At 70.9% G+C, this 23,278-nt stretch carries 23 protein-coding genes; 5 read left to right on the forward strand and 18 right to left on the reverse strand.

Features of this window, described 5'->3' with window-relative positions:
• Positions 1-5 precede the first annotated feature (5 nt).
• Positions 6-842 (reverse strand): SDR family NAD(P)-dependent oxidoreductase, encoded by an 837-nt coding sequence (locus FIV44_RS07310; RefSeq protein ID WP_141003865.1) that lies wholly within the window; start codon positions 840-842, stop codon positions 6-8.
• Positions 839-2,353 (reverse strand): flavin-containing monooxygenase, encoded by a 1,515-nt coding sequence (locus FIV44_RS07315; RefSeq protein WP_141003866.1) that lies wholly within the window; start codon positions 2,351-2,353, stop codon positions 839-841. The genes FIV44_RS07310 and FIV44_RS07315 overlap by 4 nt, the downstream gene beginning before the upstream one ends.
• Before the next feature lie 49 nt (positions 2,354-2,402).
• Between FIV44_RS07315 and FIV44_RS07320 the strand changes: the two genes are divergently transcribed.
• Positions 2,403-2,996 carry a TetR/AcrR family transcriptional regulator gene (locus tag FIV44_RS07320; RefSeq protein ID WP_246086857.1) on the forward strand — a complete coding sequence of 198 codons (594 nt, stop codon included), beginning with the start codon at positions 2,403-2,405 and terminating at the stop codon, positions 2,994-2,996.
• A gap of 89 nt (positions 2,997-3,085) precedes the next feature.
• On the opposite strand, the gene FIV44_RS07325 is transcribed toward FIV44_RS07320, so the two are convergent.
• Entirely contained in the window at positions 3,086-3,367 is a 282-nt protein-coding gene (locus FIV44_RS07325; RefSeq protein WP_141003868.1) for a hypothetical protein, read from the reverse strand.
• 159 nt (positions 3,368-3,526) lie between these two features.
• Positions 3,527-4,876, reverse strand: a complete 1,350-nt coding sequence (locus tag FIV44_RS07330; RefSeq protein ID WP_141003869.1) for a threonine/serine exporter family protein — start codon at positions 4,874-4,876, stop codon at positions 3,527-3,529.
• 36 nt (positions 4,877-4,912) lie between these two features.
• Here FIV44_RS07330 and FIV44_RS07335 point away from each other — a divergent pair, with 36 nt between their 5' ends.
• Positions 4,913-6,040 (forward strand): glutamate--cysteine ligase, encoded by a 1,128-nt coding sequence (locus FIV44_RS07335; protein ID WP_141003870.1) that lies wholly within the window; start codon positions 4,913-4,915, stop codon positions 6,038-6,040.
• Positions 6,041-6,043: 3 nt separating this feature from the next.
• Here the strand turns inward: FIV44_RS07335 and FIV44_RS07340 are convergent, their stop codons facing one another.
• On the reverse strand, positions 6,044-7,576 hold the full coding sequence (locus tag FIV44_RS07340) for an FG-GAP-like repeat-containing protein (RefSeq protein ID WP_141003871.1): 1,533 nt from the start codon (positions 7,574-7,576) through the stop codon (positions 6,044-6,046).
• Positions 7,577-7,741: 165 nt separating this feature from the next.
• Between FIV44_RS07340 and FIV44_RS07345 the strand changes: the two genes are divergently transcribed.
• A complete protein-coding gene (locus tag FIV44_RS07345) occupies positions 7,742-9,205 on the forward strand; it encodes a WS/DGAT/MGAT family O-acyltransferase (RefSeq protein WP_246086858.1) in 1,464 nt (487 codons plus the stop codon).
• On the opposite strand, the gene FIV44_RS07350 is transcribed toward FIV44_RS07345, so the two are convergent.
• Positions 9,198-10,400, reverse strand: coding sequence for a site-specific DNA-methyltransferase (locus FIV44_RS07350; protein WP_246086859.1), 1,203 nt, complete (start codon positions 10,398-10,400; stop codon positions 9,198-9,200). The two genes, FIV44_RS07345 and FIV44_RS07350, sit on opposite strands and share 8 nt — an antisense overlap.
• Before the next feature lie 25 nt (positions 10,401-10,425).
• Here FIV44_RS07350 and FIV44_RS07355 point away from each other — a divergent pair, with 25 nt between their 5' ends.
• Complete coding sequence (locus tag FIV44_RS07355; protein WP_181411279.1) at positions 10,426-11,022, forward strand: mismatch-specific DNA-glycosylase; 597 nt, start codon at positions 10,426-10,428, stop codon at positions 11,020-11,022.
• On the opposite strand, the gene FIV44_RS07360 is transcribed toward FIV44_RS07355, so the two are convergent.
• The 3 genes from FIV44_RS07360 to FIV44_RS07370 form a co-directional block, all read right to left on the reverse strand.
• Positions 11,015-11,650 (reverse strand): class I SAM-dependent methyltransferase, encoded by a 636-nt coding sequence (locus FIV44_RS07360; protein ID WP_141003874.1) that lies wholly within the window; start codon positions 11,648-11,650, stop codon positions 11,015-11,017. The two genes, FIV44_RS07355 and FIV44_RS07360, sit on opposite strands and share 8 nt — an antisense overlap.
• A 67-nt stretch (positions 11,651-11,717) precedes the next feature.
• Positions 11,718-12,737, reverse strand: a complete 1,020-nt coding sequence (locus tag FIV44_RS07365; RefSeq protein ID WP_181411034.1) for an HAD family hydrolase — start codon at positions 12,735-12,737, stop codon at positions 11,718-11,720.
• Positions 12,734-14,050 carry a helix-turn-helix domain-containing protein gene (locus FIV44_RS07370; protein ID WP_484213893.1) on the reverse strand — a complete coding sequence of 439 codons (1,317 nt, stop codon included), beginning with the start codon at positions 14,048-14,050 and terminating at the stop codon, positions 12,734-12,736. Before FIV44_RS07370 ends, FIV44_RS07365 begins: the two co-directional genes overlap by 4 nt.
• 188 nt (positions 14,051-14,238) lie before the next feature.
• Between FIV44_RS07370 and FIV44_RS07375 the strand changes: the two genes are divergently transcribed.
• Complete coding sequence (locus tag FIV44_RS07375; RefSeq protein WP_246086860.1) at positions 14,239-14,556, forward strand: helix-turn-helix transcriptional regulator; 318 nt, start codon at positions 14,239-14,241, stop codon at positions 14,554-14,556.
• Here the strand turns inward: FIV44_RS07375 and FIV44_RS07380 are convergent.
• From FIV44_RS07380 to FIV44_RS07420, 9 genes are read right to left on the reverse strand one after another with little or no spacing between them, the layout of a single operon-like run.
• Complete coding sequence (locus FIV44_RS07380) at positions 14,534-15,055, reverse strand: hypothetical protein (RefSeq protein ID WP_141003877.1); 522 nt, start codon at positions 15,053-15,055, stop codon at positions 14,534-14,536. The two genes, FIV44_RS07375 and FIV44_RS07380, sit on opposite strands and share 23 nt — an antisense overlap.
• Entirely contained in the window at positions 15,052-15,633 is a 582-nt protein-coding gene (locus FIV44_RS07385) for a nuclear transport factor 2 family protein (RefSeq protein ID WP_141003878.1), read from the reverse strand. Before FIV44_RS07385 ends, FIV44_RS07380 begins: the two co-directional genes overlap by 4 nt.
• Positions 15,630-16,739, reverse strand: a complete 1,110-nt coding sequence (locus FIV44_RS07390) for an MCE family protein (protein ID WP_141003879.1) — start codon at positions 16,737-16,739, stop codon at positions 15,630-15,632. Before FIV44_RS07390 ends, FIV44_RS07385 begins: the two co-directional genes overlap by 4 nt.
• Entirely contained in the window at positions 16,739-18,043 is a 1,305-nt protein-coding gene (locus FIV44_RS07395; RefSeq protein WP_141003880.1) for an MCE family protein, read from the reverse strand. Before FIV44_RS07395 ends, FIV44_RS07390 begins: the two co-directional genes overlap by 1 nt.
• Positions 18,040-19,089 (reverse strand): MCE family protein, encoded by a 1,050-nt coding sequence (locus tag FIV44_RS07400; RefSeq protein WP_141003881.1) that lies wholly within the window; start codon positions 19,087-19,089, stop codon positions 18,040-18,042. Before FIV44_RS07400 ends, FIV44_RS07395 begins: the two co-directional genes overlap by 4 nt.
• Positions 19,086-20,099, reverse strand: a complete 1,014-nt coding sequence (locus FIV44_RS07405) for an MCE family protein (RefSeq protein ID WP_141003882.1) — start codon at positions 20,097-20,099, stop codon at positions 19,086-19,088. Before FIV44_RS07405 ends, FIV44_RS07400 begins: the two co-directional genes overlap by 4 nt.
• Positions 20,099-21,184 carry an MCE family protein gene (locus tag FIV44_RS07410; RefSeq protein ID WP_141003883.1) on the reverse strand — a complete coding sequence of 362 codons (1,086 nt, stop codon included), beginning with the start codon at positions 21,182-21,184 and terminating at the stop codon, positions 20,099-20,101. The genes FIV44_RS07405 and FIV44_RS07410 overlap by 1 nt, the downstream gene beginning before the upstream one ends.
• On the reverse strand, positions 21,181-22,566 hold the full coding sequence (locus tag FIV44_RS07415; RefSeq protein ID WP_141003884.1) for an MCE family protein: 1,386 nt from the start codon (positions 22,564-22,566) through the stop codon (positions 21,181-21,183). Before FIV44_RS07415 ends, FIV44_RS07410 begins: the two co-directional genes overlap by 4 nt.
• Entirely contained in the window at positions 22,563-23,252 is a 690-nt protein-coding gene (locus tag FIV44_RS07420) for an ABC transporter permease (RefSeq protein ID WP_425465158.1), read from the reverse strand. The genes FIV44_RS07415 and FIV44_RS07420 overlap by 4 nt, the downstream gene beginning before the upstream one ends.
• Positions 23,253-23,278 lie beyond the last annotated feature (26 nt).

The following is a 23,278-nucleotide window of genomic DNA, read 5'->3' on the forward strand; positions in this document are numbered from 1 at the left end:
AGGGGTCAGACCGCCTTGGCGGGCAGCACCCTCTTCGAGACGAGCGCCACGATGTCCTCGTAGCGCGAGCCGGTGAACTTCTGGAAGTTGTGCAGCGCGTGGGCGTCGAGGCCGACGAGCACCCGGGCCTGGTTGCGCTGGATGCCCTTGACGATGATCTCGGCGGCGCGCTCGGGCGTCATCTTGGCGAGCTTCTCGTCGAACAGCTTCGCCGTGGCGGCCTTGTCCTCCTTGTCGGAGACCCGGGCGTTGCGGGCGATCGCGGTCTTGATGCCGCCGGGGTGGACGGACGTCACGCCGACGTTGTGGCCGGCGATGAGCATCTCCTCGCGCAGCGCCTCGGTGAAGCCGCGGACCGCGAACTTGGTCGCGTTGTAGGCGCTCTGGCCGGGCATCGCGAGCAGCCCGAAGAGCGAGGACAGGTTGACGACATGACCCTCGCCGGAGGCGATGAGGTGGGGCAGGAACTCCTTGGTGCCGTGCACGACACCCCAGAAGTTGATGCCGACGATCCACTCCATGTCCTTGTAGTCGAGGTCGGTGACGTCGCCCGCCAGCGCGACGCCGGCGTTGTTGACGACCACGTTGACCTGGCCGAAGTGCTCGGCCACGCCGGCGGCGTACGACGCGAACGCCTCGCGGTCCGCGACGTCGAGCCGCGCGGTCTGCACGTCGGGCGAGCCCGCCCCGGCGGCCAGCTCGGCGGTCTCGGCGAGACCCGCCTCGTTCACGTCCGAGAGCGCGAGCCGCGCGCCCTTGCCGGCGAGGTTCACCGCGAGGGCGCGGCCGATGCCCGAGCCCGCGCCGGTGATGACGACGACCTTGTTGTTGAGGTTCTTCACGCGTTGACTGCCTCTCGCTGGTGAACTGCCCGGACGTCGTACCTGTCGAGGTCGAACCTCGACAGGTGCTGGCGGAAGGTGAACGTCTGGCCCGGCCAGAGCGTGGTGTTGTTGCCGAACTTGTCGAGGTACCAGCTCGCGCAGCCGCCGGTCTGCCACACGGTCGGCCTCATCCTGCGGCGGATCTCGGCGGTCCACGCGTCCTGCGCGACCTGCGTCGGCTCGACCGACCCGAGACCCTCGCGGCGCATCGCCTTGGCGGCCTCCACGACGTAGCGCACCTGCGACTCGATGATGAAGATCATGCTGGAGTGGCCGAGCGCGGTGTTGGGACCGACGATCTGGAACAGGTTGGGGAAGCCGTGGATCGTCGTCCCCTTGTACGCCGCCATGCCGCCGTCGTCCCAGACCTCGGCCAGCGTGCGCCCCTCCCGGCCGGTGATGTGCTGCGCGATCGGCGGCTCGGTGACGTAGAACCCGGTGGCCACGACGAGCACGTCGATCGGCCGCTCGACGCCGTCGGCGGTGACGATCGCGTTGCCGGTGATCTTGGCGATCGGGTCGGTGACGAGGTCGACATTGCCGGCGTCGAGGGCGGGATACCACTTGTTGGAGATCAGGATCCGCTTGCAGCCGGCGCGGTAGTCGGGCGTGACCTTGCGGCGCAGCTCGGGGTCCGTGATGCCCTTGGCGATATTGCGCCTGCCCTGCAGCTCGACCGCGCGCATCGCCTGCGGGAACCGCGCGAAGGCGGGCACCCGGGACTCGAGGGTGGCGTAGACGAGCGCGCGGAGCGCCCGCTGAGCGCCGGGAACCCGCTTGAAGACGGTCTTCTCGAGGTCGCTGAAGGACCGCTCGTTGCGCGGGATGACCCAGTTGGGCGTGCGCTGGTAGACGTCGAGGTGGCCGACCACCTGCTGCAGCTCGGGGACGAGCTGGATGGCCGAGGCGCCGGTGCCGATGACGGCGACCCGCTTGCCGGTGAGGTCGACGTCGTGGTTCCAGCGGGCGGAGTGGAAGATCTCGCCCTGGAAGTCGTCGATGCCCTCGATCTCGGGCAGCCGCGGCTCGGAGAGGCCGCCGGAGCCGGAGATGATCGTGCGGGCGGCGTACTCCTTCACACCGTCGGGCCCCTCGGTCCGGACGATCCAGCGCTGCGCCTCGTCGTCCCACGTCGCGTCGAGGACGGCGGTGTCGAAGACGAAGCGGTCGAGCGTGCCGGACTCCTCGGCGACCTTGCGGGTGTACTCCCAGATCTCCCGCTGCGGCGAGTAGACCTTGGACCAGTCCGGGTTGAGCGCGAAGGAGTAGGAGTAGAGCTGGCTCGGGACGTCGCACTCCGCACCCGGATAGGTGTTGATGTGCCACGTGCCGCCGACGTCGCTGTCCTTCTCGATGACGACGAAGTCGCGCTCGGCGGCCTCGTCGAGCTTGATGGCCGCGGCGAGGCCGGCGAAGCCGGCGCCGACGATGAGGTGGTCGACGTTGCTGCGACCGGGAGTAGCGCTCATGGGACGACGCTATTGGCGTTATTGAACATCTGTCAATAGGATGGCCGACGTGACGACGCCCACGCGCACCCGCCTCTCCCCCGACGAGCGCCGTACCCAGCTGCTCGACCTCGGGGTCCGCCTGCTCGCCACCCGCTCGCTCGACGAGCTGTCCATCGACGTGCTCGCCGAGGAGGCCGGCATCTCCCGCGGGCTGATGTACCACTACTTCGGCGGCAAGCAGGGCTTCTACGAGGCCGTCGTCCAGCACGCCGCCGACGACCTCTACGCCCGCACGGCTCCCCCCGCCGAGGGCGAGCCGCTGGAGCGCCTGCTCGCCTCACTGACGGGGTACGTCGACTACGTCATCGCCAACCACACCGGCTATCGCTCCCTGGTGAAGGGCGCCACCGCCGGCAACGACAACCTGCGCGCCATCTACGAGACGACCTTCGCCGCCCTCGCCGACCGGTTCTTCACCTCCGACCCCGGCGGCCTCGTCATCCCCGACACCCCCGCCGTCCGCCTGGTCATCCACGCCTGGCAGGCCATGGTCGAGGACCTCGTCCTCACCTGGTGCGAGGACCCCGCCGGTCTCTCCCGCGACGACCTCCTCCACGTCATCACCGCCTCCCTCCCCGCCCTCGTCGACACCCTTCCCTGACCCGGTCCGGGATCGCCGTCCGGCGGCCGGAAAGCAGCGAGCCGGGCTCCCGATGCGACGGGAGCCCGGCTGGCGGAAGGTCGGTGCGATCAGGGCAGCGAGGGCGACAGGTCGCCGCACTCCTCCTTGATGGCCTTCGCGAACTCCTCGCCGTCGCCCCTAGCGTCCTTGTTCTTCTCCGCCCAGTCCGTGAGCGCCTTGGCCGCCTTCTCCGCCTTGTCGGCGTCGCCGGACGCGGCCGCGTCGGAGGCGTCCTTGGCCAGCTCGCAGTACTCCTTGGCGAGCTTGCCCTCGTCGGCACCACCGCACGCGGTGAGCGAGAACGCGGCGGCGAGAACGATGCTGCCGAGGCCGAGGGTGGTCTTCTTCATAGATTTCTCCCGTACTTCAGGTAGGTGATCGCGCTTGGGACATCCGGACGCCGACGAACGCCAGCGCCCGGACACAGGAAGCGCCGGGAGCCTGCCACGAGGACGCGTGGTGAAACATCGGTCACGGCGAACGTGACCTTCCTCCCATCCACGCGGCCGCTACCGCTCCTTCGCGCGACTGCGCGCGCTCCTTCGGCGGACCCGGGTGACACCGACCAGGCGGGGGCCGGCGAGGCGGGCCTCGACGCGGCGGGCCTCGCGCATGACCGGCTGGGCGACGTACTCGCCGAGGATCACGCCGGAGGCGAGGGCGATGGCGATGGAGGCGGCGGTGACCATCGCGAGCAGGCCCTGGGCGGCCTGCTGACCGCCCTCCTCGCCGAGCAGGAACAGGCCGCGGTAGATGGAGAGGCCGGGGAGCAGCGGCACGACGGCGGAGACCACGACGACCAGCGGCGGGACCCGGAACCGCCGGCCGACGGTGTAGCCGAACAGGCCGATCAGGAACGCCGCCAGGCCGACCGCCCAGGTCCGCCCGAAGCCGGCCTCGACCACCACCTGGGTGATCACCAGGCCGACGCCGCCGAGCACGCCGACGGGGAGCAGCGTGCGCAGGGGGGCGTACGACGCGAACGCGAACGCCGCGGCCGCGATCGCGCCGCCCACGCCGAGGGCGGTCACCCCGACCAGGTCGAACCGCGGCAGGGTCAGCCGCGGGATCTCCAGGCCGACGGCCGCGCACAGCGACAGCCCGCCGCTGACGCCGGCGATGATGCCGGCCGTGGCGAGCACCGCCTCGAGGATCCGCGCGCCGCCGGTGACGAAGAAGCCCGACAGCGCGTCCTGGACAGCGCCCATGAACCCGATGCCGGCGAGCAGCATGATGATGTTCGCGGTCACGACCAGCGACGCGTTGAGGTGCACCCACGGCTCGGCGAGCCGGGTGCCGAGCGCCGCGAGCACGGTGGCGACCACGCCGCCGGCGACCTGCTGGTAGAACCCGGGCAGCCGGCGGCGGGTCATCAGCAGCTGCAGCCGGTCGATGCAGATCGCGGCCAGCATCGCCACGAGGACGACGACCAGGTTGCCCCCGAGCTGGAGCCCGACCCCGGCGCACATCAGCCCCCACCCGACGGTCGCCGCCCAGCGCGGCCGGGCGTGCCCGGAGGAGACGATCTGCGCGAGCGCGGTCCGCGCGCCCTCGAGATCGGTGCCGCCGGCGACCACGTCGCGGACGAGATGGTCGACCCGGGTGAGGTCCTCGTAGTCGATCTCGCGCTGGGTCACCGCCCGCAGCTGCACGACGGGCGGCTCGTCCGGCCCCTGCTGGACGCTCATCGCCAGCGAGGTGAAGGTGACGTCCACCTGGGTGTGGCGCACTCCGAGGGCCCGCGCCAGCGCACGCATCGTCGCGACCACGTCGGGGGCGCCGGCACCGGAGGAGAGCAGCACCTCGCCGACCTTGAGGCACAGGTCGAGCGTGCGGTGGAGCGTCCGCAGGTCGTCCATGCCGTCATGCTGTCAGGTCGGCCGTACGCTGATCGCGTGCGCATCGACTTCCACGGCTCGGCGGAGCCGACCCTGGGGGTGGAGTGGGAGTTCGCGCTGGTCGACCGTCGTACCCGCGACCTCCGCAACGACGCCGCCCACCTCTTCGCGCGCGCCAAGCCGCGGATGCCGGACCCGGGCAAGCTCCACAAGGAGCTGCTGAAGAACACCGTGGAGGTCGTGACCGGCGTGTGCACCACCGTCGGGGACGCGATGGCCGACCTGCGCGACACGCTGCAGTACGTCACCGCCGCGGCCGACGACCTCGACCTCGACCTGTACGGCGCCGGGACCCACCCCTTCGCGGACTGGACCGGGCAGCAGCTGACCGAGGGTCACCGGTACGCCGAGCTGATCAACCGCACGCAGTGGTGGGGCCGGCAGATGCTGATCTGGGGCGTGCACGTGCACGTGGGGCTGCCCGAGCAGAGCCGCGTGATGCCGGTGCTCACCGGCCTGCTGACCTACTATCCGCACCTCCAGGCGCTGTCGGCGTCCTCGCCGATCTGGATGGGCGTGGACACCGGCTACGCCTCCAACCGGGCGCTGATGTTCCAGCAGCTGCCGACCGCCGGCCTGCCGTTCCAGTTCGAGCGGTGGGAGGAGTTCGAGCACTTCGCCCACGACCAGATCACGACCGGCGTGATCGACGAGCTCAGCGAGATCCGCTGGGACCTGCGCCCGGCGATCAAGCACGGCACCCTGGAGAACCGCATCTGCGACGGCGTCTCCACGCTGGCCGACATGGAGGCGCTGGTCGCGCTCATGCACTGCCTGGTCGTCTGGTTCGACGAGCGGGTCGCCGCCGGCGAGACGCTGACCACGATGCCGCCGTGGCACGTCCAGGAGAACAAGTGGAGGGCCGCGCGGTACGGCGTCGACGCCATCGTGATCCTCGACGGCGAGTCCCACGAGCGGCTGGTCACCGACGATCTCGCGGACCTGGTACCGCGGCTGGAGCCGGTCGCGGCCCGGCTGGGCTGCGAGGCCGAGCTGGCCTCGGTGCTGGACATCGCGCACCGCGGCCCGTCGTACGTCCGCCAGCGGGCGGTCGCCGAACGGACCGGCAACGACCTGGTGGCCGTCGTCGACTCGGTCGTCTCCGAGCTGAGGGCCGGCCTGTAGCCGTCAGGATCCCTGGAACCGGATCCGGCAGTCGTCGCTGTCGCACGGCGGGGTCTCCGCCCATACCGTCGCGCGCTCGAACCCCGAGCCGTTGGACCGCATCACCTGCACGCCGGTGAACTTCGACTCCTTGTAGGCCTTGACCACGAACACGATGTCGCCCCGGCCGTCACCGTCGACGTCGCTGAGGATGGCGCCCTGCAGGCTGCGCTGGCCGATGGTGGAGGTGCCCGTGAACCCGGCGACCTCCTTCGGCCGCCCCTCGGCCAGGTCGTAGACCTTGACCTCCACCTTCTCGTCGTAGCTCCTGGCCTGGACCGTGACCAGGCTGATCGTGCCGTCGCCGGTGACGTCGCCGACGAGGTACTCGTCGGCGTAGATGCTGTTCTCGGTGACGGCGCCGATCTCGAACTCGCTGCCGGTGGAGGTGAGCATCGCGTAGCCCTTCCGGCCGGAGTAGTAGCCGGTGTAGTCCTCGTCCTTCACCTTCTCCGACGGCAGCTGGGTCCACAGGTCGGCGTCGCCGTCGTGGTCGAAGTCGCCGCTGCGGATCTCGGTCGCGTCGATGGTGGCGTTCGGGATCGAGGCCCAGCGCACCGGGTCGCCGAAGCCGCCCGTCCCGTCGCCCCTCAGCACCTGGATGTCGACCGCCTTGTCGTTCGGGCCGGCGACCGCGAGGTCGACCTTGCCGTCGCCGTCGAAGTCGCCCGCCTGGACCTGGATCCGCAGCCCGTAGTCCTTGAGCGAGGACAGCGGCAGCCGGAAGGTCTGCTCGCCCGGGAAGTCGGACTCGGTCGAGGAGAGGGTCAGCTGGTTGGCGGAGTCGACGAAGGCCCAGGTGAGCACCTCGTTGACGCCGTCGCCGTCCCAGTCGAGGAACAGGCTGTCGGGCTCGCGGTAGGGCTCGACGGCGACCTCGGTCGTGCTGAACACCTCGCCGTTGCTGGTCGCGGTGATCTTCTTGCCGCTGTCGTAGTCGGGGTAGAAGTAGTAGACGGCGTCGCCGTGCCCGTCGCCGTCGAGGTCGCCCTGGATCGCCACCGCGGCCGGGTCGTCGCCCTGGCCGCCGCCGTCGCCGGCGGTCCGGTCGTCGTCCTCCCACGGGCGGAGCGCGGCGAGGGTGCCGGCGGCACCGGCGATGAGCACGAGTACGACGGCCAGCGCGATCCACAGGCCGAGCCGGCTCCGGCGCGGCGGCGTGGGCGGGCCGTGCGGCGCCGGCTGGCCGCCGTACGACCCGTGCGGGACCTGGCCGTAGCCCGGCGGCGAGGGCGCCGGCGTCCCGGCACGCGGCGCGGTCGGCGGGCCCGGAGCGGGCGCCGGAGCGGGCGCCGGGGCGGGCGGGGCGGTGGGCTGAGCGGTGGGCTGAGCGGCCGGCGGAGCGGTCGGCGGCTCCTGCGGGCGCACCCGGGTCGCCTCGTCGGCCGGCTCGGGCTCGGCCATCCGGCGCCGGTCGTCGGTCCAGGAGCCGCCGTCCCAGCGGCGCTCCCAGCCGTCGCCGTCGGGATACCAGCCGGGCGGGGTGATGTTGCTCAAGACCTGCGTCCAATCCGTTCGGGTGCAGCCGCTGGCGCTCCTACCCCGTGCCGGGCCAGGTCACGCCTCTCCCCGACAACGACGACCGACATCCGCCGGATTCGCTTGTGACGCCCGTCACGACGCGCAAGGATCGGGTCCACCTGCGACGAAAGGGGCTGCTCCGTGGTCTCCGTGCCCGGCTTCCGTCCGATCGACCCGACCTCGGCGGCGTTCCTGCTCGCCGAGAACCGCAACATGCCGATGCACGTCGGCGGCCTCCAGCTCTTCGAGCCGCCGGCCGACGCGGGTCCCGACTACGTCCGCGAGATGTTCGAGTCGATGCGCGACACGGAGCGGATCGCGCCGCTGTTCCTCAAGCATCCCTACCGCGCGGTGAAGACCGGCGGCACCCTCGTCTGGCGCGAGGACGAGCAGTTCGACATCGAGCACCACGTGCGCCACAGCGCGCTCCCCCAGCCCGGCCGGGTCCGCGAGCTGCTCGAGCTCGTCGGGCGGCTGCACTCCACCCGGCTCGCCTGGGAGCGCCCCCTGTGGGAGACCCACGTCATCGAGGGGCTCGCCGACGGCCGGGTCGCGATGTACACCAAGCTCCACCACGCCCTCGTCGACGGCATCTCCGCGATGCGGCTGATGGCCAGCGTGCTGTCGTCCGACGCCGACCGCCGCAGCATGCCCGCGCCCTTCGCCGAGGGCGCCGCCCGCCGGCGCAGGCCGGAGCCCGACCCCGCGGAGACGCTGCCGGCCGCCGCGATGGACGCCGCGACGACGGCCGCCCGCACCCTCGCCGACCTGCCGGGGGACGCCGTACGCACCGCCCTCAGCATCAGCGCCGACGCCGCCGGGATGCCCCTCGCGCTGGTGAAGACGCTGCGCAAGGGCCTGCGCAACGAGACGTCCGCGGTGTCGCTCGCCGCGCCCCGCACGATCTTCAACCAGTCGATCACCGGCGCCCGGCGGTTCGCCGCGCAGGACTGGCCGGTCGAGCGGATCCGAGGTGTCGGCAAGGCCACCGGTACGACGATCAACGACGTCGTCCTCGCCATGTGCAGCGGCGCGATGCGGACCTATCTCACCGAGCTCGACGCGCTGCCCGAGCAGTCGATGGTCTCGATGGTCCCGGTCGGCCTCAAGGCCAAGCAGGCCGGGACGGCGTCCGCCGACGGCGGCAACGCGATCGGCTCGGTGATGGTGCGCCTCGCGACCGACAAGGCCGACCCGGCCGACCGGCTGCGCACGATCGCAGCGTCGATGAAGGACGGCAAGGAGGCGCTGTCGTCGATGACGCCGGCGCAGATCGTGGCGATGAGCGCGATCGGCATGGCGCCGTCGATCGTGGTGCCGATGCTGAGGATGCAGGGGATCGTCCGGCCGCCGTACAACCTGATCATCAGCAACGTCCCCGGCCCGCGGGTGCCGCACTACTGGAACGGCGCGCAGCTCGTCGGCAACTACCCCGTCTCCATCCCGATCAACGGCATGGCGCTCAACATCACCTGCACGTCGTACGCCGGCAACATGGGCTTCGGCCTCACCGGCTGCCGCCGCACCGTCCCCCACCTGCAGCGTCTACTCACCTTCCTCGACGACGAGCTCGCCGCGCTGGAGAAGGCCGCCGGCGTCAGCTGATCTCCACGAAGCCGCCGCCGATGCGCTCGGCGACGGCCCGCAGCCGGGCGCGGGTGACCGCGGAGACCGTCGCGTAGCCGGCGCGCTCGGCGTTGGAGCCGACCCGGGTCGGCTCGGCGGAGTTCACCGAGAGACAGGTGCGCCGCCCGCCGTCGGCGGCGTTGGCGAGCGCGACGGCATGGCCGGTGGTGCCGCTCCCGGCGAAGTAGTCGAGCACCCGCGCGTCGTCGGGCATCGTGCCGAGCACCCGCAGCAGCAGGCCGGTCGGCTTCGGCGACTCGAAGACGTGGCCGACGAGGTCCTTGAGCTCGGCGACCGCGGTGTCGGTGGAGCCGACCTCCTCGGCGAGCCAGATGGTGCGCAGCTTCTTGCGCCGCCCGCCGGCCGGGTGGCGCCAGTCGCGCTGGTAGACGTCGACCCGATCGCCTCGCGTGCCGCGCACCACCCGGCACTCGAGGTCGTCGGGCCGCCCCTCGACCCGTGGGCGGGACCAGCGCCACACCGCCGGCGTACCGTCCCCGAAGACCGGCTTGACCTCCACCGCGCCCTCGAACGGCTCGGCCGCCACCCTGCCGGTCTCCGGGTCCCCCCAGAGCGGGTAGTGCAGGGTCGGCGAGGAGAGCGGGTTGAACCTCTTGTTGGTGTTGCGCAGCGGCAGCCGCCGGTAGCGCCGGCCGTCCGCCGCCTCGAGCGGGAAGTCGGCCGCCACCACGGTGTGCGGGGAGGACGCGTCGAGCACGCACCGTGCGGCGTCCTTCGCGTAGACGAGGAGGTACTCGTGCGACGTCGCGAAGCCCTTCCCCAGCTGCCGCCCCTTGGGGTTGAGGTTGACCACGACCTGCGCGAGGAAGTTCGCCTCGCCGTACACCTCGTCGAGGAGCAGCCGCAGGTGCGCCACCTCGTGGTCGTCGATGCTGACGAAGAGCGCGCCGGTGTCGGCGAGCACGCGGCGCCCCGCCTCCAGCCGCGGCCGCAGGTACGCCGCCCACGCGGCGTGCCGGCCCGCCGCGCCCGCGCCCCGCCGTCCCTTGAAGTCGTCGTGGTAGGCGAAGTCGTTGCCGGTGTTGTAGGGCGGGTCGAGGTAGATCAGGTCGTACTCCGTCGGCACAGCGTCGGGTATGCCTTCGAGCACGGCGGCGAGCACGTCGAGGTTGTCCCCCTCGACGAAGGTGTTCCAGGCCGGCTCCGTGGTCACCGGATCATCGTGGCAGGCTCGGCCCGTGTCCCGCCGTACCTTCACCCGAGCCGAGCTGGAGTCCTTCCGCGATGCCGAGGTCCCCGACCTGCTCCCGAACGCGCCCGGCCAGGAGCTGAGGCTGCTCTTCGTCGGCATCAACCCCGGCCTGTGGACCGCGGCGACCCAGACCCACTTCGCGCACCCGGGCAACCGCTTCTACCCCGCCCTGCTGCTCGGCGGCGTGATCACCGAGCCGATCGACCCGGCCGACGGCATGTCCGACGCCGACCGGGACCGCCTCCGCGAGCGCGGCATCGGGATCAGCAATGTCGTGCACCGCGCGACCGCGAAGGCCTCCGAGCTGAGCGACGAGGAGCTCAGGGCGGGCGGGGTCCGGCTCACCGAGCTCGTCGCCCGGGAGCGCCCCAAGGTCGTCGCGATCGCGGGCATCACGGCGTACCGCACCGCCTTCGGCCTGCCCAAGGCCCGGCCCGGCCGCCAGCCGGAGACCCTCGACGACCTGTGGTCCGGCGCCGAGCTGTGGGTGGTCCCGAACCCGAGCGGGCTCAACGCCCACGAGACGGTCGCCTCCCTCGCCGCGGCCTACCGCGAGGTCGCCGTCGCGGCCGGCATCATCTGATCGCGGACCCCACGACCATCGGGGTCACCCTGGCCGGCGGCCCCGGCATCCGCAGGTGCTCGACCTCGGCGACCGCGAACGGCGAGCGGTCGAGCAGGCCGAGGAAGTCGCGGTTGAGGTGGCACCCGTCCGCGACCCGGGACTGCAGCGGCGTCGCGACCTCGTGCAGCACCCGGAGCAGCCCCGTCCCGCGGACGTGCTCGTGGAACAGGAAGGTCCCGCCCGGCCGGACCACCCGCGCCAGCTCGGCGAGCGCGGCCTCCGGGCGGTCGAGGGAGCAGAAGACCAGCGACGCCGTCACCGTGTCGAAGGACGCGTCCGCGAACGGCAGCGCGTAGGCATCGCCGTCGACGACCTGCCAGGCCCGCGCCCGGATGTCGGCGGTACGACGCTGGAGCTGACGCCGCAGCACCGGATTGGGCTCCACCATCGCCAGCTCGGTCACCGCCGCCGTGTAGTGCGGCACCGAGAACCCGTTGCCCGTCCCGAGGTCCAGCACCCGGCCGGTCGCCCGCGCGAGATGCCGGGCCCGGATCGCCGCCTGCCCGGCGTCCTCGGAGCGCTGCATCATGTCGGGATACCAGCGGGCGAAGAACCGCTGGCGGCGGGTTCCCGGGCCGTCGGTCATGGGGCCGACCCTACCGACGACGGATCGTCCACCGGAGCCCTTGACGAGTGATGTGCACCGGCCGCGACTACCGGCGCCGACCGAGCGAGAGCGGGGTGACGAGGCCGACGACGACGAGCCCGAGCACAGCCCAGGCGACGGCGGCGGTGAGGCTCAACAGGCCGAGCGCGGCCAGCAGCGCTCCGACGGCCGCGAGGAGGAGGCCCGCGATCCGCGTACGGAGGACCATGACGGGCAGCCGCCTCGCGAGCTCGAGCACGCGTGCGACCCGCTGGGCGTCCAGGTCCGGCATGCGCGCGTGCGCCGGGGCGGAGCCGGTGTCGGCGTCGGTGAACGCGACGTCCGCCGCGGCGAGGGCTGCCGTGTTGCCCGCGGCTCTCGCGACCACCGCGATCGTATGTCCTGCACCGCGCTGCTCCCGGACCAGCTGCTCTCGTTGCGCGGCGTCATTCCCGAGAAGCCACTTCTCGATCCCGCAGGACCGTGCCAGATGCTCGGCGTTGAGTGCATCGCCGTCGCAGAGCAGGATCGGCTCCACTCCCGACGACCGCAGGCGCGCCACCGCCAGAGGGGCGTCCGCACGGATCTGATCGGTCACCGTCAGGTAGCCGAAGGGGCGGTGGTCGACCTCGACGCCGACGGTCTCCCCCAGTCCGCCGCGCGCCTCCATACCGAGCCAGGAGGGAGTGCCCACCCGGACGGGATGTCGGTCCACCGCGCCGCTGATCCCCTGACCTGGACAGATCTCGACCGAGGTGACCTTTCCGGTCCCGGCGAGGCGGGCGATCGCCCGCGCCACCGGATGGTCGGCAGAGGCGTGCTCGAGCGCAGCGGCGAACCAGCGCAGGTTGCGCTCGTTGCCTTCCTCGATGGGATCGATGTCGCTGACCACGAGCTCGCCGGTGGTGACCGTGCCCCATCTGTCGAGCAGCACCGTGTCGATCGCCCCGGCCCCGCGGAGCGCGGCGATGCCCCGGAACTCCACTCCTTCCTGCCGCGCCCGGCGCACAGTCAGCCATGCGGGGAGAGGCAACAGGAGCCCGGCGAGCATCGGGAGGAGGACGAGGAGCACGACGGGCAGGTTCACTGAGCGCGTCCCGAGTAGCGCTCGAAGTCACTCTGATCACCCGCGGCCCAGAGCGCGATGCTCGCCTTGAGCACGAGCATCAGCTGGACGACATACTCCGGATCGTGCAGTGCGTCGCCGAAGAGCTGGTTGATCCGGCGCCACCGATAGCGGATCGTCTGGGGGTGCACGCCGAGCCGTGCGGCGATCGCGGGGGCACTGTCCCGGGTCTCCAGCCAGACCAGCAACGTCTCCGAGAGGATCTCGCGGGAGTTGGCGGTCTCCTCCAGCAACGGCTGGAGGAGCTCCTGAGCCAGCTGCCGGCGCATGACGGGCTCGGCGTGGAGCCAGATCTCGGTGCGGTAGGAGCGGCACTCGAGGACCGGCTCCGGGGGCAGGATGCCTTTGCTCGCCAGCCCCAGCGCACGCTGGGTCCAGCGATGCGCGGCAGGAGCGTCCCGCGGCTCGACCGGCCAGCAGACCGCAAAGCGCGCGGCGGGCACCTGGGCCCGGACCTGGGCGATCGCGTCCTCGGTGTCGGCCTCGGCGCCGACCAGGGCGGCTCGACCGGTCGCGGTCCGACACAGCACGGAAGCCGGCAGATCGCTCAGGTCGAGACGCGCCTCCTCGGGCAGCTCGACGGCGATCACCACGACCTGCGCCGGGAGCGACCAGCTCGCGACTTCGGTGTACGGCTGGAGGTCCGCGAGGTCGGCGCCGGCGAGCAGACCGTCGACGAGGCGGCGACGAGCGAGCCCGGTGTCCTGCTCGCGCACGGTGCTGCCGGCGGCATGACCCCGCCGCGCTTGGTCGAGGAGGTGCTCGGCGTAGGCGTCGAGGGCGTCGCGAAGATCCTCCAATGCGTACGGCGAGATCCCCAGCGCCGCCGCCTCCACGCGAATCTCCGCCCAGTAGATGCCGGCCGCCACCCGCACGGCGCTGTCCAGGCGCGAGAGATCGCCCCCGCCGCCACCCTCGCGGAAACCCAACTTGGCGAAGAGGTCGTCAGCGGCCATCGAGGAGACCGGCTCGCCCAGCGCACGACCGATGAAGTAAGCCGCAGCACTGTTGACGGCCGTGAAGACTGGCTGCCGGTGATCGGCGCCGGCATAGGCGGGTACGGTCGACCGGATCTCGTCGGCGACCCGTTGGGCGATTCGTGGCAGACGGCGTCGTACGGCGGGGAGGACGAGTCTGGCCGTCTCCGAGGTACCGACCTGTGTGGCTGTTTCCGGCACGGCTCTCTCCCTCCGAGCGCTACCTCCCCGAGAACGACCTGTGTCGCGGGTCACCATCTCACTCCCGTCCGGCCTGCACCGCAAGAGCGCACACATCGGCAGCACCCACGGCGACGGTTGTCACGCAGGTGACAAATTTTCGCTTCGAACCTGTACGTCACGGCTCACTCGGCACCGAGCCGACGGCCACCACGTCGACCGGAGGTCACGCGCGACGGCAGGTCAGACCCCCCGCCACCGAGAATCACATACCAGTATGGGTGTGATCGTCAAGCAAGAGCACGATGATGAGCCACGTGCCCGACCGTCATCCCGATCTCTCCTGGGACGCCTTCGTTCGCGAGCTCGGAGTCAATCTCGCTCGCGCGCGGGTGCGGTCGGGGCTGAGCCAGGAGCGCCTCGCCGAGCGCGCCGGCATCACATCCAACACCTGCGGTCTGTACGAGAAGGGCCAGTCGAAGCCGGGCACTCCGGCCAACATGAGCCTGCGCAACGCGATGGCGCTCAGCCAGGCGCTGGGCATGCCTCTCGCGGCTTTGCTTCCGGATTGGAACCCCGATCTCACCGGTTCTGCGGGGGTCACAGCGGGTGCAACCCCGTGATCACCCAGGATCTGCCGTTCCGCTCGGCCTCGACCCGCAGTTGAGCGGCGGAGACCGATGATTCGTCGTCCTCGGCCCGGCTGCTGGACTGATCGAGGAAGATCAGCAGCGTCGCACCGTCCTCGGTGAGACGCTGGATCCCGACCACCTGGACCTCGGTGACCAGCGTGAGCCTCTGGTCGGGCGCCCGCTCCTGGAGACTGGCGAACAGGGTGTCGTACTCGTCGCGCGCCTGCCCCGAGAGGAGTCTGTCTGCTGCGGCGTGGGTGAGGTCGGGCTGCGACCAGTCGTAGCTGAGAACCTGGACGAGGCTGCGGGAGACGGCGGTCGAGACCTCGCGAGCGACAGCCTCGTCCAGCAGGGCGCGGTTGGCCAGGGCCGGGTCATCGCGCAAGGCCTGTGCACGCAGGCCCAGCACCACGGCGACACCGAGCAGGGCGAGAGCGACGACCAGCGCCGCAGCCCGAGCGACGCCGGCCCCGTCCGTTCTTGACCTCATGAGATCGTCACCGGCACGGGAGCCAGGTCCTCGAGCTTCCAGCCGCCGTCGACGAGCACGAGCTCGGCGCTGTACCGGTTCCGTTTGACGGTCGGCTCCTGGTCGGGCTCCTTGTCGGCGACAGTCACCTCCACCGCCGCGATCAGGGTCGCCGTGCGATCGCTGAGATCGGTGAGCGCGGCCTCGACGACGCGGGCCGTGGCGATCTTGCCCTGGTCCGCCAGCAGCTGGCGCTCGTCCGCGGCGACGGCCATCAGCTGGTCGTGCAACACGCCCGTCGTCACCGAGCGCCATGCCTCCAGGCCGGCCTCCACGTCGCGATAGTCCATCGAGTTCATGGTCTCCACGGCGGCCGTGCCCTCGATGACCGCGAGATCCCGCAGCTGGGCCCTCGCCAGATCGACGTCGGCGTCGGCGTCCTTCCAGGACAGGTACGCCGCCACCACGGCGATGACACTGACGGCGAGCACGACCCACGTCCAGCGCCCGAGCAGGCGCCGCCAGCGGGCCCGCCGGGGAAGAGGGTCGTCCGACACGACCGTGACGACGATCGTCGAGCTCTCGCCGGGCTCGGTCATCGCCTTCCTCCCTTCGACACGGCGCCCGGCCCTCGGACGTTGACGCCCGACGAAGGCGAGAGGGTGCAGCCGGCGCCGGTGTTGAACGGCTGGCCGGGGCTGGTGTCCAGCCCGGTTCTCAGCGGCGTCGCACCGTAGCCCGTCACGCAGGGCATCGGGCTGAAGAACGTCGGCGTGACCCCCATCCGCAGGCCCTTCGACGTCATCACGGCGTAGGTGATGCTGATCCCCTCGGGGAGCTTGATCAGCGTCTCCTTCACTCCGGCGGCGTTGGTCCCGAAGATCTGGGCGGTGGAGACCATGTTGCTCATCAACGTGCCCAGCGGCTGCCCGACGCCATCGAAGAGCAGCCCGAGCTCACGTGCGGCCTCCGGAGTCTGCGCGATCAGCTCGCGCCACGCGTCGTCCTGGTCGGCCAGGGCGTGGGCGAGCAGCGACATGTCCTTGCTGAAGCTCTGGAAGCTGTCGGCTGCTGCCTCCTGGGTGGCCAGGACGGTACCGGAGCTGCGGATGAGACTGGCCGAGACCAGGAAGTTCTTGTCCGCCGTCCGGGCGAACTCCGCGGACGTCTCGACGAGCCGGGCCAGGTGCGTCCCGTTGCCACGGGTGAGGTCGTAGGTCTCGTCGATCACGGTGGTCAGCGCGTCGGAGGGCACGGACGCGACGAAGTCGCGGCTACTGCGCAGGAGGCCGTCGAGCGATGGGGGCAGTCCGGATGCTCGTACGGCGATCCGGTCGCCCTCACCGAGGCGCTCACCGTCGAGCTTCCCGCCGCGCAGGTCGAGGTACTGCTCGCCGATGGCGGAGCGGTTCACGACCCGCGCCTCCACCCCGGCCGGCATGTCCGGTGCCCCGGGCTTGATCCGTACGACGGCCCGAGCGCCGCCGCGCGTGGCGTCCAGGCTCTCCACCCGGCCGACCGGGACGCCGCGGTAGGTGACCTCGCTGTTGTCGAACAGACCGCCCGCCTCGGGCAGGTCGACGGTGACCCGGTAGCCGCCGACGTAGCGATCCAGGCCGACGTACTGGGCGGCGAGGAAGGTGGTGGTCACCATCGCGAGCACCATGAATGTGATCAGCTTCGCCTTGGCCGTGAGGTTGAGCATCAGTCCTCCGTAGCGGTAGCGGTGGCCGACGGAGAGCCGGACGGAACGGGCGGACTCTCCGTGTCGCTGGGCTTCGGCACTTGAACGGTCGGCGACGGGATCCCCGGCAGCGGTGAGTCGGTCGGCGGCAACAGGGTCGGCGAGGGTGTCGACGAGGCCGACGGGGTCGGCGTCTCGGACGACGGTGACTCCGTGGGATCCGGCGTCGTGGCGGGCGACATCCGCGGGATGACCGGTGACCTCGCCGACGAGACGCCGGTGAGATCGAAGCCCGGTTGTGCCCACGGGCACCCGATCGCGGCGCACCCCGGCGGCAGCGAGCTGTAGTTCGTGGTCACGAACACGTTGAGGTAGTCGCCCTTGATGGCCCCCAGGACGGCGTCGGGGAACGGATAGGTGAGCAGGATCTGCAGCGACTCCGGCAACGCGTCGCCCGCGGCCGCAAGGTTCTCGAGGATCGGTTCGAGCAGCTTGAAGTCCTCGATCATGTCCTCCTGCGAGGCGTTCAGGGTCCGCATGGTGACCTTGCTGAGCTTGTTCAGGGAGCTGAGCATGGCGACGAGCTGGGTGCGCTGGTCGACCAGGACCTGCATCCCGGGGCTGAGCCCCTCCAACGCCGTCGCGATCTTGTCCTTGTCCGCATCGAGCGTCGCGGACAGGTCGCTGAGCGAGTCGAGGGCCGAGGCGATCGCGTCCTTGCGCGCGTCGAGTCCCTCCACGAAGGCCCGTGTGGTCCGCAGGAAGTCACGGATCTGCTCGGGCCGGCCGTCGGCGACCTTCTGCAGCTCACGGGAGATCTCCTGGAACCTCCCGACCGCGCCGCCGTTGAGCACCGTCGAGACGGCGCCGAGGACCTGCTCGACCTCGGCCACCTGGCTGGTCGCGGCGAGGCCGATGTGGGCCCCACTGCGCAGCTCGCCGGTGGCATCCGTCGATCCGGGTCGTACCAGCGCGACGTACTTCTCCCCGAGCAGCGACGACTGCTGGAGCCGAGCGCCGGTGTTGGCGGGGAGGTCCAGGTCGTTGCGAACCACGAGAGTGACCCGTGCGCTGAGCCCGTCGGGGTTGAGCTCGATCCTCGAGACCCTGCCGACAGCGATGTTGGAGACCTTGACGCTGCTCTGGGGCACCAGGTCGACCACATCGGCGAAGTCCACGGTGATGGTCATCGGGTCGCTGCCGACGTCGGCGCCGCCGGGCAGCGGCAGGTCGTAGATGCCGCCCCCCAGACCGCATCCCGACAGCACGAACGCGAGGAATCCGACCAGGGCCGCTCGGCGACGGAGCGCTCGCCGGGCCTTCATCGCCCGCTCCTTACGGCGCCCTCGAGCAGGGTCGGCGGCGCCTTCTCGGAGGTTCGTGCCGTCAGCGTGTCGCTCCACACGGTGGCCTCGTTGAGATTGCCGCGCCCGACCAGGACGTTGTTGTCCGGGTCGTAGAGGCGCAGCAGGTTCTGCATGAGCAACGGCGCCAGACGCACCATCTCCTCCAGCGAGTCACGCTGCTTGCGTAGCGTCTTGGTGGTGGGAACCAGGTTGTCCACGCTCTTCTTCAGGTGAGCGCGGTTGTCGCGGATGAAGTCGTCGAGGATCGCCATCGCCTCACCCAGGTTCTTCGCCGCCCGGCCCATGTCCTCGCGGTCGTCGGCCAAGAAGCCGGCCACGTCGGCGAACTGCTCGTTGACCCGGGAGACGGCGGAGTCGTTGGCCAACAGCATGGCGTTGAGCTTCTCGAAGTTGCGGATCGTGGCGAAGAAGTCGTCGTCGAGGCCGGACAGGGTGGCGCTGGCCTCGCCGAACTCTCGGAACATCGTGTTGAGTCCCTCACCCTGACCGTCGAGGTTGGCCGCGGCGACGTCGAGCAGGTCGCTGAGCGCGCCGTCGCGGTTGGCGCCGTCGGGACCGAGTGCATCGGACACGCTCGTGAGACCCTCGTAGAGGTCGTCGATCTCGACCGGGACCGCGGTCCGGTCGAGGTCGAGGACCGTGCCCGACCGGAGCTTGGCGATCCCCTCCCCCTCGGCCCAGGGTGCGGTGAGTTGGACGAATCGGTCGCTGACCAGGGTGGGGGCGATGATGACCGCCGCGGTGTCGGCCGCCACCTCCCGCCCCGGATCGAGCTCCATGGAGACCCGGACGCTCTCACCGGCCGGCTGCACCTTGGTGACACGACCCACCGGGACGCCGAGCACCTGGACGTCCGAGCCGGGGTACAGGCCGACCGTGGACTCGAACATCGCGCTGAAGCGCACCGGCTCCGGACGCAGCATCGCGCGGAGCCCGATGGCGCCGCTGACCACCAGGAGGACCGCCAGGACGATCGCGAGTCGGCGCTGGGGCAAGGAGCTCATCGCACACCTCCGGGATGGCAGTTGCGGACGACATCGTTCTCGAGGACCGGATTGCCGTCGTCGTCGAAGAGGCCGCACAGGTACGAGTCGGCCCAGGGTCCGTTGCCGGTGGCCGAGGCCAGCACGCGGTAGTAGGGGCCGAGCTGGCGCAGCGCCTTGTCGAGATCGGCCTGGTTGCGTTCGAGGATGGCCGAGACCTTGTCGATCTTGGCCAGTGCGGGCGCCAGGCTCTTCTCGTTGTCCTGCACCAGACCCCGCACCTGGGCTCCGAGGTCGGCAGTGCCGACCACCATCGCATGGACCGCCTCGCGGCGTTGTTGGAGCTCGCCGAGCAGGTCGGAGCCGTCGTTGATGAGTGCGGCGATCTGCTCGTTGCGTTCGGCGAGGGTGCCGCTGACCTTCGTGGTCGCCTTCAGCAGCTCCGCCAAGTCGTCGTCGCGGGTGGAGATGGTGCGTGAGAGCGCGGTCAGTCCGTCGACCATCTGCTGGACCGACTCGGGGGTGCCCCGGAAGGCATCGGAGAGCGCCCGGAAGCTCTGCTCCAGCTGGGCCGTGTCGATCTCGCCGACGCTGGTGCTCAGGTCGGAGAAGGCCGCGTTCACGTCGTACGGCGTCGACGTGCGCGCCTGCGGGATCGGCCCCTTCAGCCTGCCGGAGCCGAGCGGGTCGATCGCCAGGAACTTCTGGCCCAGCATGGTCTTGACCTTGACGGCCGCCGAGGTCTGGTCGCCGAGCGTGACGCCCTTGGCCCGGAAGCTCACGACGACCTCGCGGCCACGGAGGTCGACGGCGGTGACCTCGCCGACACGCACGCCGGCGACCCGGACCTCGTCGCCGGGGCCGAGCCCGCCGGACTCGGCGAACACCGCCTGGTGCACCGCGCCACCGCCGACGACCGGCAGCGACGAGAGGTTCAGCGCCGCGGTGAACGACACACCGAGGACGAGGATCCCGACCACCGCGATCGTGACGAGGTTGCGCTCGGCGAAGGAGCGACGGAAGCGGGTCATCACTGGCACCTCTCCGCGACCGGCAACGCGCCGAGGTCGCCCATGTATCCCTGGGGCATGGGGATGCGCCCCTGCATCGAGCACAGATAGGTGTTGAGCCAGGATCCGTAGCTGCTCAGGCGACCGATCCGGTCCAACTTCACGGGCAGCTGCTGCAGGAACGACTCGACCTCGTCGCTGTGCTGGTCCAGGTTCTTCGCGAGCTTGCCCAGGTGACGGATCGACTTCCGTACGGCGGGGCGGGTCTCACCCAACAGCCCGGACACGCTCGTGGTGAGCTCGCCCATGCCGGTGATCGCGCCACCGATCGCCGCCCGGTCCTCGGCGAGGCCGGAGACCAGCTGCTGCATGGTCACGAGCGTGGTGTCGAGCTGGTCGGAGCGGTCGTTGACGGTGGTGAGCACGCTGCTGAGGCTGTTGATCAGCTCGCCGATCACCTGGTCCTTCTCGGCCAGCGTGGTGGTGAGCGACGCGGTGCTCTTCAGGAGCCCCTCGACGGTGGCGCCCTCGCCCTGGAACACCGCGACGATCTGCTCGCTGAGACGGTTGACGTCGTCGGGGTCCAGCATCCGCAGCAGCGGCTGGAAGCCGTTGAACAGCAGGGTCAGGTCCAGCGCCGGTCGGGTCTGGTCGACCCCGAACGTGTGGCCGGCGGGGATCACGCCGCCCGTGCTGGCCTTGCTGACTGTGCTGACCGTGGGCTGCACGGGACTGCTCGTCACCCCCGACGGCTGCACCAGAGCGAGATAGCGCTGGCCGACCAGGTTGCGGAAGCGGATCTGGACGATCGTGGTCTCGGGCAGGCGCACGCCCTTGCGAACGGTGAATCTGACCCTGGCCAGTCGCCCCTGGGTGATCTTCACGTCGCGGACGCTGCCGACCTTGACACCGGCGACCCGCACGTCGTCGCCGCGGCTGACACTGGTGGCGTCGGTGAAGACGGCCGCATAGTCCTGGACGTCGCCGCCGGAGCTGTTGCGGATGGTGAGGGCGAGCACGGTCGTGGCGAGCACCGTGACCACGGTGAACACCAGGCTCTTCACCGCCGTCCAGCGCAGCCGGTGCCGGTCGGACGCGCCACTCATTTCAGCACCACCTTCGTGTTCCGCAGGGTCGGCCCCAGGAGCAGGCTGCTCCACGCCGGGTAGTCGCCGGGTGCCATGCCCTGCGTGGGAGCGATCAGCTCGGCGATCAACTGGTTCTCGCCGGGCGAGTTGGCCTCGCCCAGTCCGGTCATCGCGTACTCGTAGGACTGCACGGTGGCGCCGGGCGGCGGCCCGATGGCCGCGGGGGCCTCGGGATCGTCGGTGCTCGCGGCGTCGCTCGGCGTACTGGTGGCGGGCCACACGGCGTCGGCCTCGGCCGCACCGGGAAGCGTCACCCGCGGCGCCGGGGTCGTCCCGACCTGACCGGTGACATAGGGGCACCGGGGCTTGGGGGTGCCCTTGGTGTAGGTGACCTTGTCCTGGCCGGCGAGGTACCTGCTCCGGGTCGGCACGACCTGCAGCACGGCGTGCAGGCCGGGCTCGCCGGCGCCCTTGCCCAGTGCCTGCTCCATCTTCGGGATGTAGTCGCGCACCGCGCGGAACAGGCACGGGAACTGGGACGCGTACGGCGCCGTGGCCCGCAGCGCGCGCCGGCTCTCCTTCGACAGCACCGTGATCGTCTGGTGGTTCTTGCCCACCCAGCCGGCGGTGGTGTCGGCGGAGCCGATGACGCTGGCGTAGACATCACGTAGCTGGGTCTGCTTGTCGACCAGGAGCTCGGCGCTGGTCGTCATCGTGGCGAGGGCGTCGAGCAGGTCGGGCGCGGCGACGTTCCACTCCTCGGCGACCCGGCCGAGCCGGACGAGGTCGTCGGCCATCTGCGGCACGAGCGGCTCGAGCTTGGTCAGATAGCGCTGCCACAGCGCCATCGTGTCGCCGATCTCCTCGCCGTTGCCGCGGAGCATCTCGGCGAACTCGCCCATCATCGCGGCGAGCTTGTCGGGCTGGATGGCCTTCATGACGGGCAGCAGCTCGTCGAGCACCTGCTGGAGCTCGGCGGCCTCGGCCGAGTCGTCCTGATGGATGACGTCCCCTGCCCGCAGCCGGTTGCCGCTGGGGTCGGCGGGCTCCACCAGGGCGACGTAGCGCTCACCGAAGAGGGTCTTGGGCAGCAGCCGGGCGACCACGTTGTCCGGCAGCAGGTGCAGCACGCCGGGATCGAGAGCCAGGGAGAGGGCGGCGCCGTCCTCGGTGGCCCGGATCCGCTCGACGCGACCGACCGGCACGCCGTTGAGCTTCACGTCGGAGCCGCTCTGCATGGCGTTGCCGACGACGTCGGTGCGCAGGGTGACGGTCTCGCTGGGGACGAGCACCCGCTGGTAGGCGAGGTAGGCCACGGCCAGACCGGCCACGGCCAGCGCGAGGGCGCACACTCCCACCAGCAGGTCGCGGACCCTGCCCGGGCTGCCGAGGCCCCTCATCCCGCGATCCTCACCGTCGTGGTGGCGCCCCACAGCGCCATCGACAGGATGAGGTCGAGGAGCGCCACCGCGACGAGGCTGCGGCGCACGGCGCGGCCCACGGCGACGCCGACGCCGGCGGGTCCGCCGGAGGCGTTGAAGCCTATCCGGCAGTGCACCAAGATGATCATCACCGCGAAGACGAGCACCTTGACGAAGGACAGCAGGATGTCGATCGGTGGCAGGAACAGCTCGAAGTAGTGATCGTAGGTGCCGGCGGACTGCCCGTAGACGTAGACGGTGACCAGCCGGGATCCGGCGTACGACGTGAGCAGACCGATCACGTAGAGCGGGATGATCGCGACGAACCCGGCGATGACCCGGGTGGTGACGAGGAACTGCACGCTGGAGACGGCCATCGCGGTGAGCGCGTCGACCTCCTCGTTGATGCGCATCGCGCCGAGCTGGGCGGTGAAGCCGGATCCGACGGTCGCCGAGAGCGCCAGCGCGGCGACCATCGGGGCGACCTCGCGGGTGTTGAAGTAGGCGGAGATGAACCCGGTCAGCGTGGCGGTGCCGATCTGGTCGAGGGCGGCGTAGCCCTGCATGCCGACCACCAGGCCGACCGAGAGGGTCAGGCCGAGCATCACGCCGACGGTGCCGCCGATGACCGCGAGGGCACCCGAGCCGAAGCTGACCTCGGACAACAGCCGCAGGACCTCACGGGGTAGTG

It is taken from the genome of Nocardioides humi (genome assembly GCF_006494775.1).
GTDB classification, from domain to species: domain Bacteria; phylum Actinomycetota; class Actinomycetes; order Propionibacteriales; family Nocardioidaceae; genus Nocardioides; species Nocardioides humi.

Bases quoted from the DNA above. Each gene is read 5' to 3' on its own strand.
- FIV44_RS07315 (WP_141003866.1), bottom strand. From the start codon at position 2,353: ATGAGCGCTACTCCCGGTCGCAGCAACGTCGACCACCTCATCGTCGGC.
- FIV44_RS07325 (WP_141003868.1), bottom strand. From the start codon at position 3,367: ATGAAGAAGACCACCCTCGGCCTCGGCAGCATCGTTCTCGCCGCCGCG.
- FIV44_RS07330 (WP_141003869.1), bottom strand. From the start codon at position 4,876: ATGGACGACCTGCGGACGCTCCACCGCACGCTCGACCTGTGCCTCAAG.
- FIV44_RS07360 (WP_141003874.1), bottom strand. From the start codon at position 11,650: ATGACCGACGGCCCGGGAACCCGCCGCCAGCGGTTCTTCGCCCGCTGG.
- FIV44_RS07370 (WP_484213893.1), bottom strand. From the start codon at position 14,050: ATGTGTGCGCTCTTGCGGTGCAGGCCGGACGGGAGTGAGATGGTGACC.
- FIV44_RS07375 (WP_246086860.1), top strand. From the start codon at position 14,239: ATGATGAGCCACGTGCCCGACCGTCATCCCGATCTCTCCTGGGACGCC.
- FIV44_RS07380 (WP_141003877.1), bottom strand. From the start codon at position 15,055: ATGAGGTCAAGAACGGACGGGGCCGGCGTCGCTCGGGCTGCGGCGCTG.
- FIV44_RS07385 (WP_141003878.1), bottom strand. From the start codon at position 15,633: ATGACCGAGCCCGGCGAGAGCTCGACGATCGTCGTCACGGTCGTGTCG.
- FIV44_RS07390 (WP_141003879.1), bottom strand. From the start codon at position 16,739: ATGCTCAACCTCACGGCCAAGGCGAAGCTGATCACATTCATGGTGCTC.
- FIV44_RS07395 (WP_141003880.1), bottom strand. From the start codon at position 18,043: ATGAAGGCCCGGCGAGCGCTCCGTCGCCGAGCGGCCCTGGTCGGATTC.
- FIV44_RS07400 (WP_141003881.1), bottom strand. From the start codon at position 19,089: ATGAGCTCCTTGCCCCAGCGCCGACTCGCGATCGTCCTGGCGGTCCTC.
- FIV44_RS07405 (WP_141003882.1), bottom strand. From the start codon at position 20,099: ATGACCCGCTTCCGTCGCTCCTTCGCCGAGCGCAACCTCGTCACGATC.
- FIV44_RS07410 (WP_141003883.1), bottom strand. From the start codon at position 21,184: ATGAGTGGCGCGTCCGACCGGCACCGGCTGCGCTGGACGGCGGTGAAG.
- FIV44_RS07415 (WP_141003884.1), bottom strand. From the start codon at position 22,566: ATGAGGGGCCTCGGCAGCCCGGGCAGGGTCCGCGACCTGCTGGTGGGA.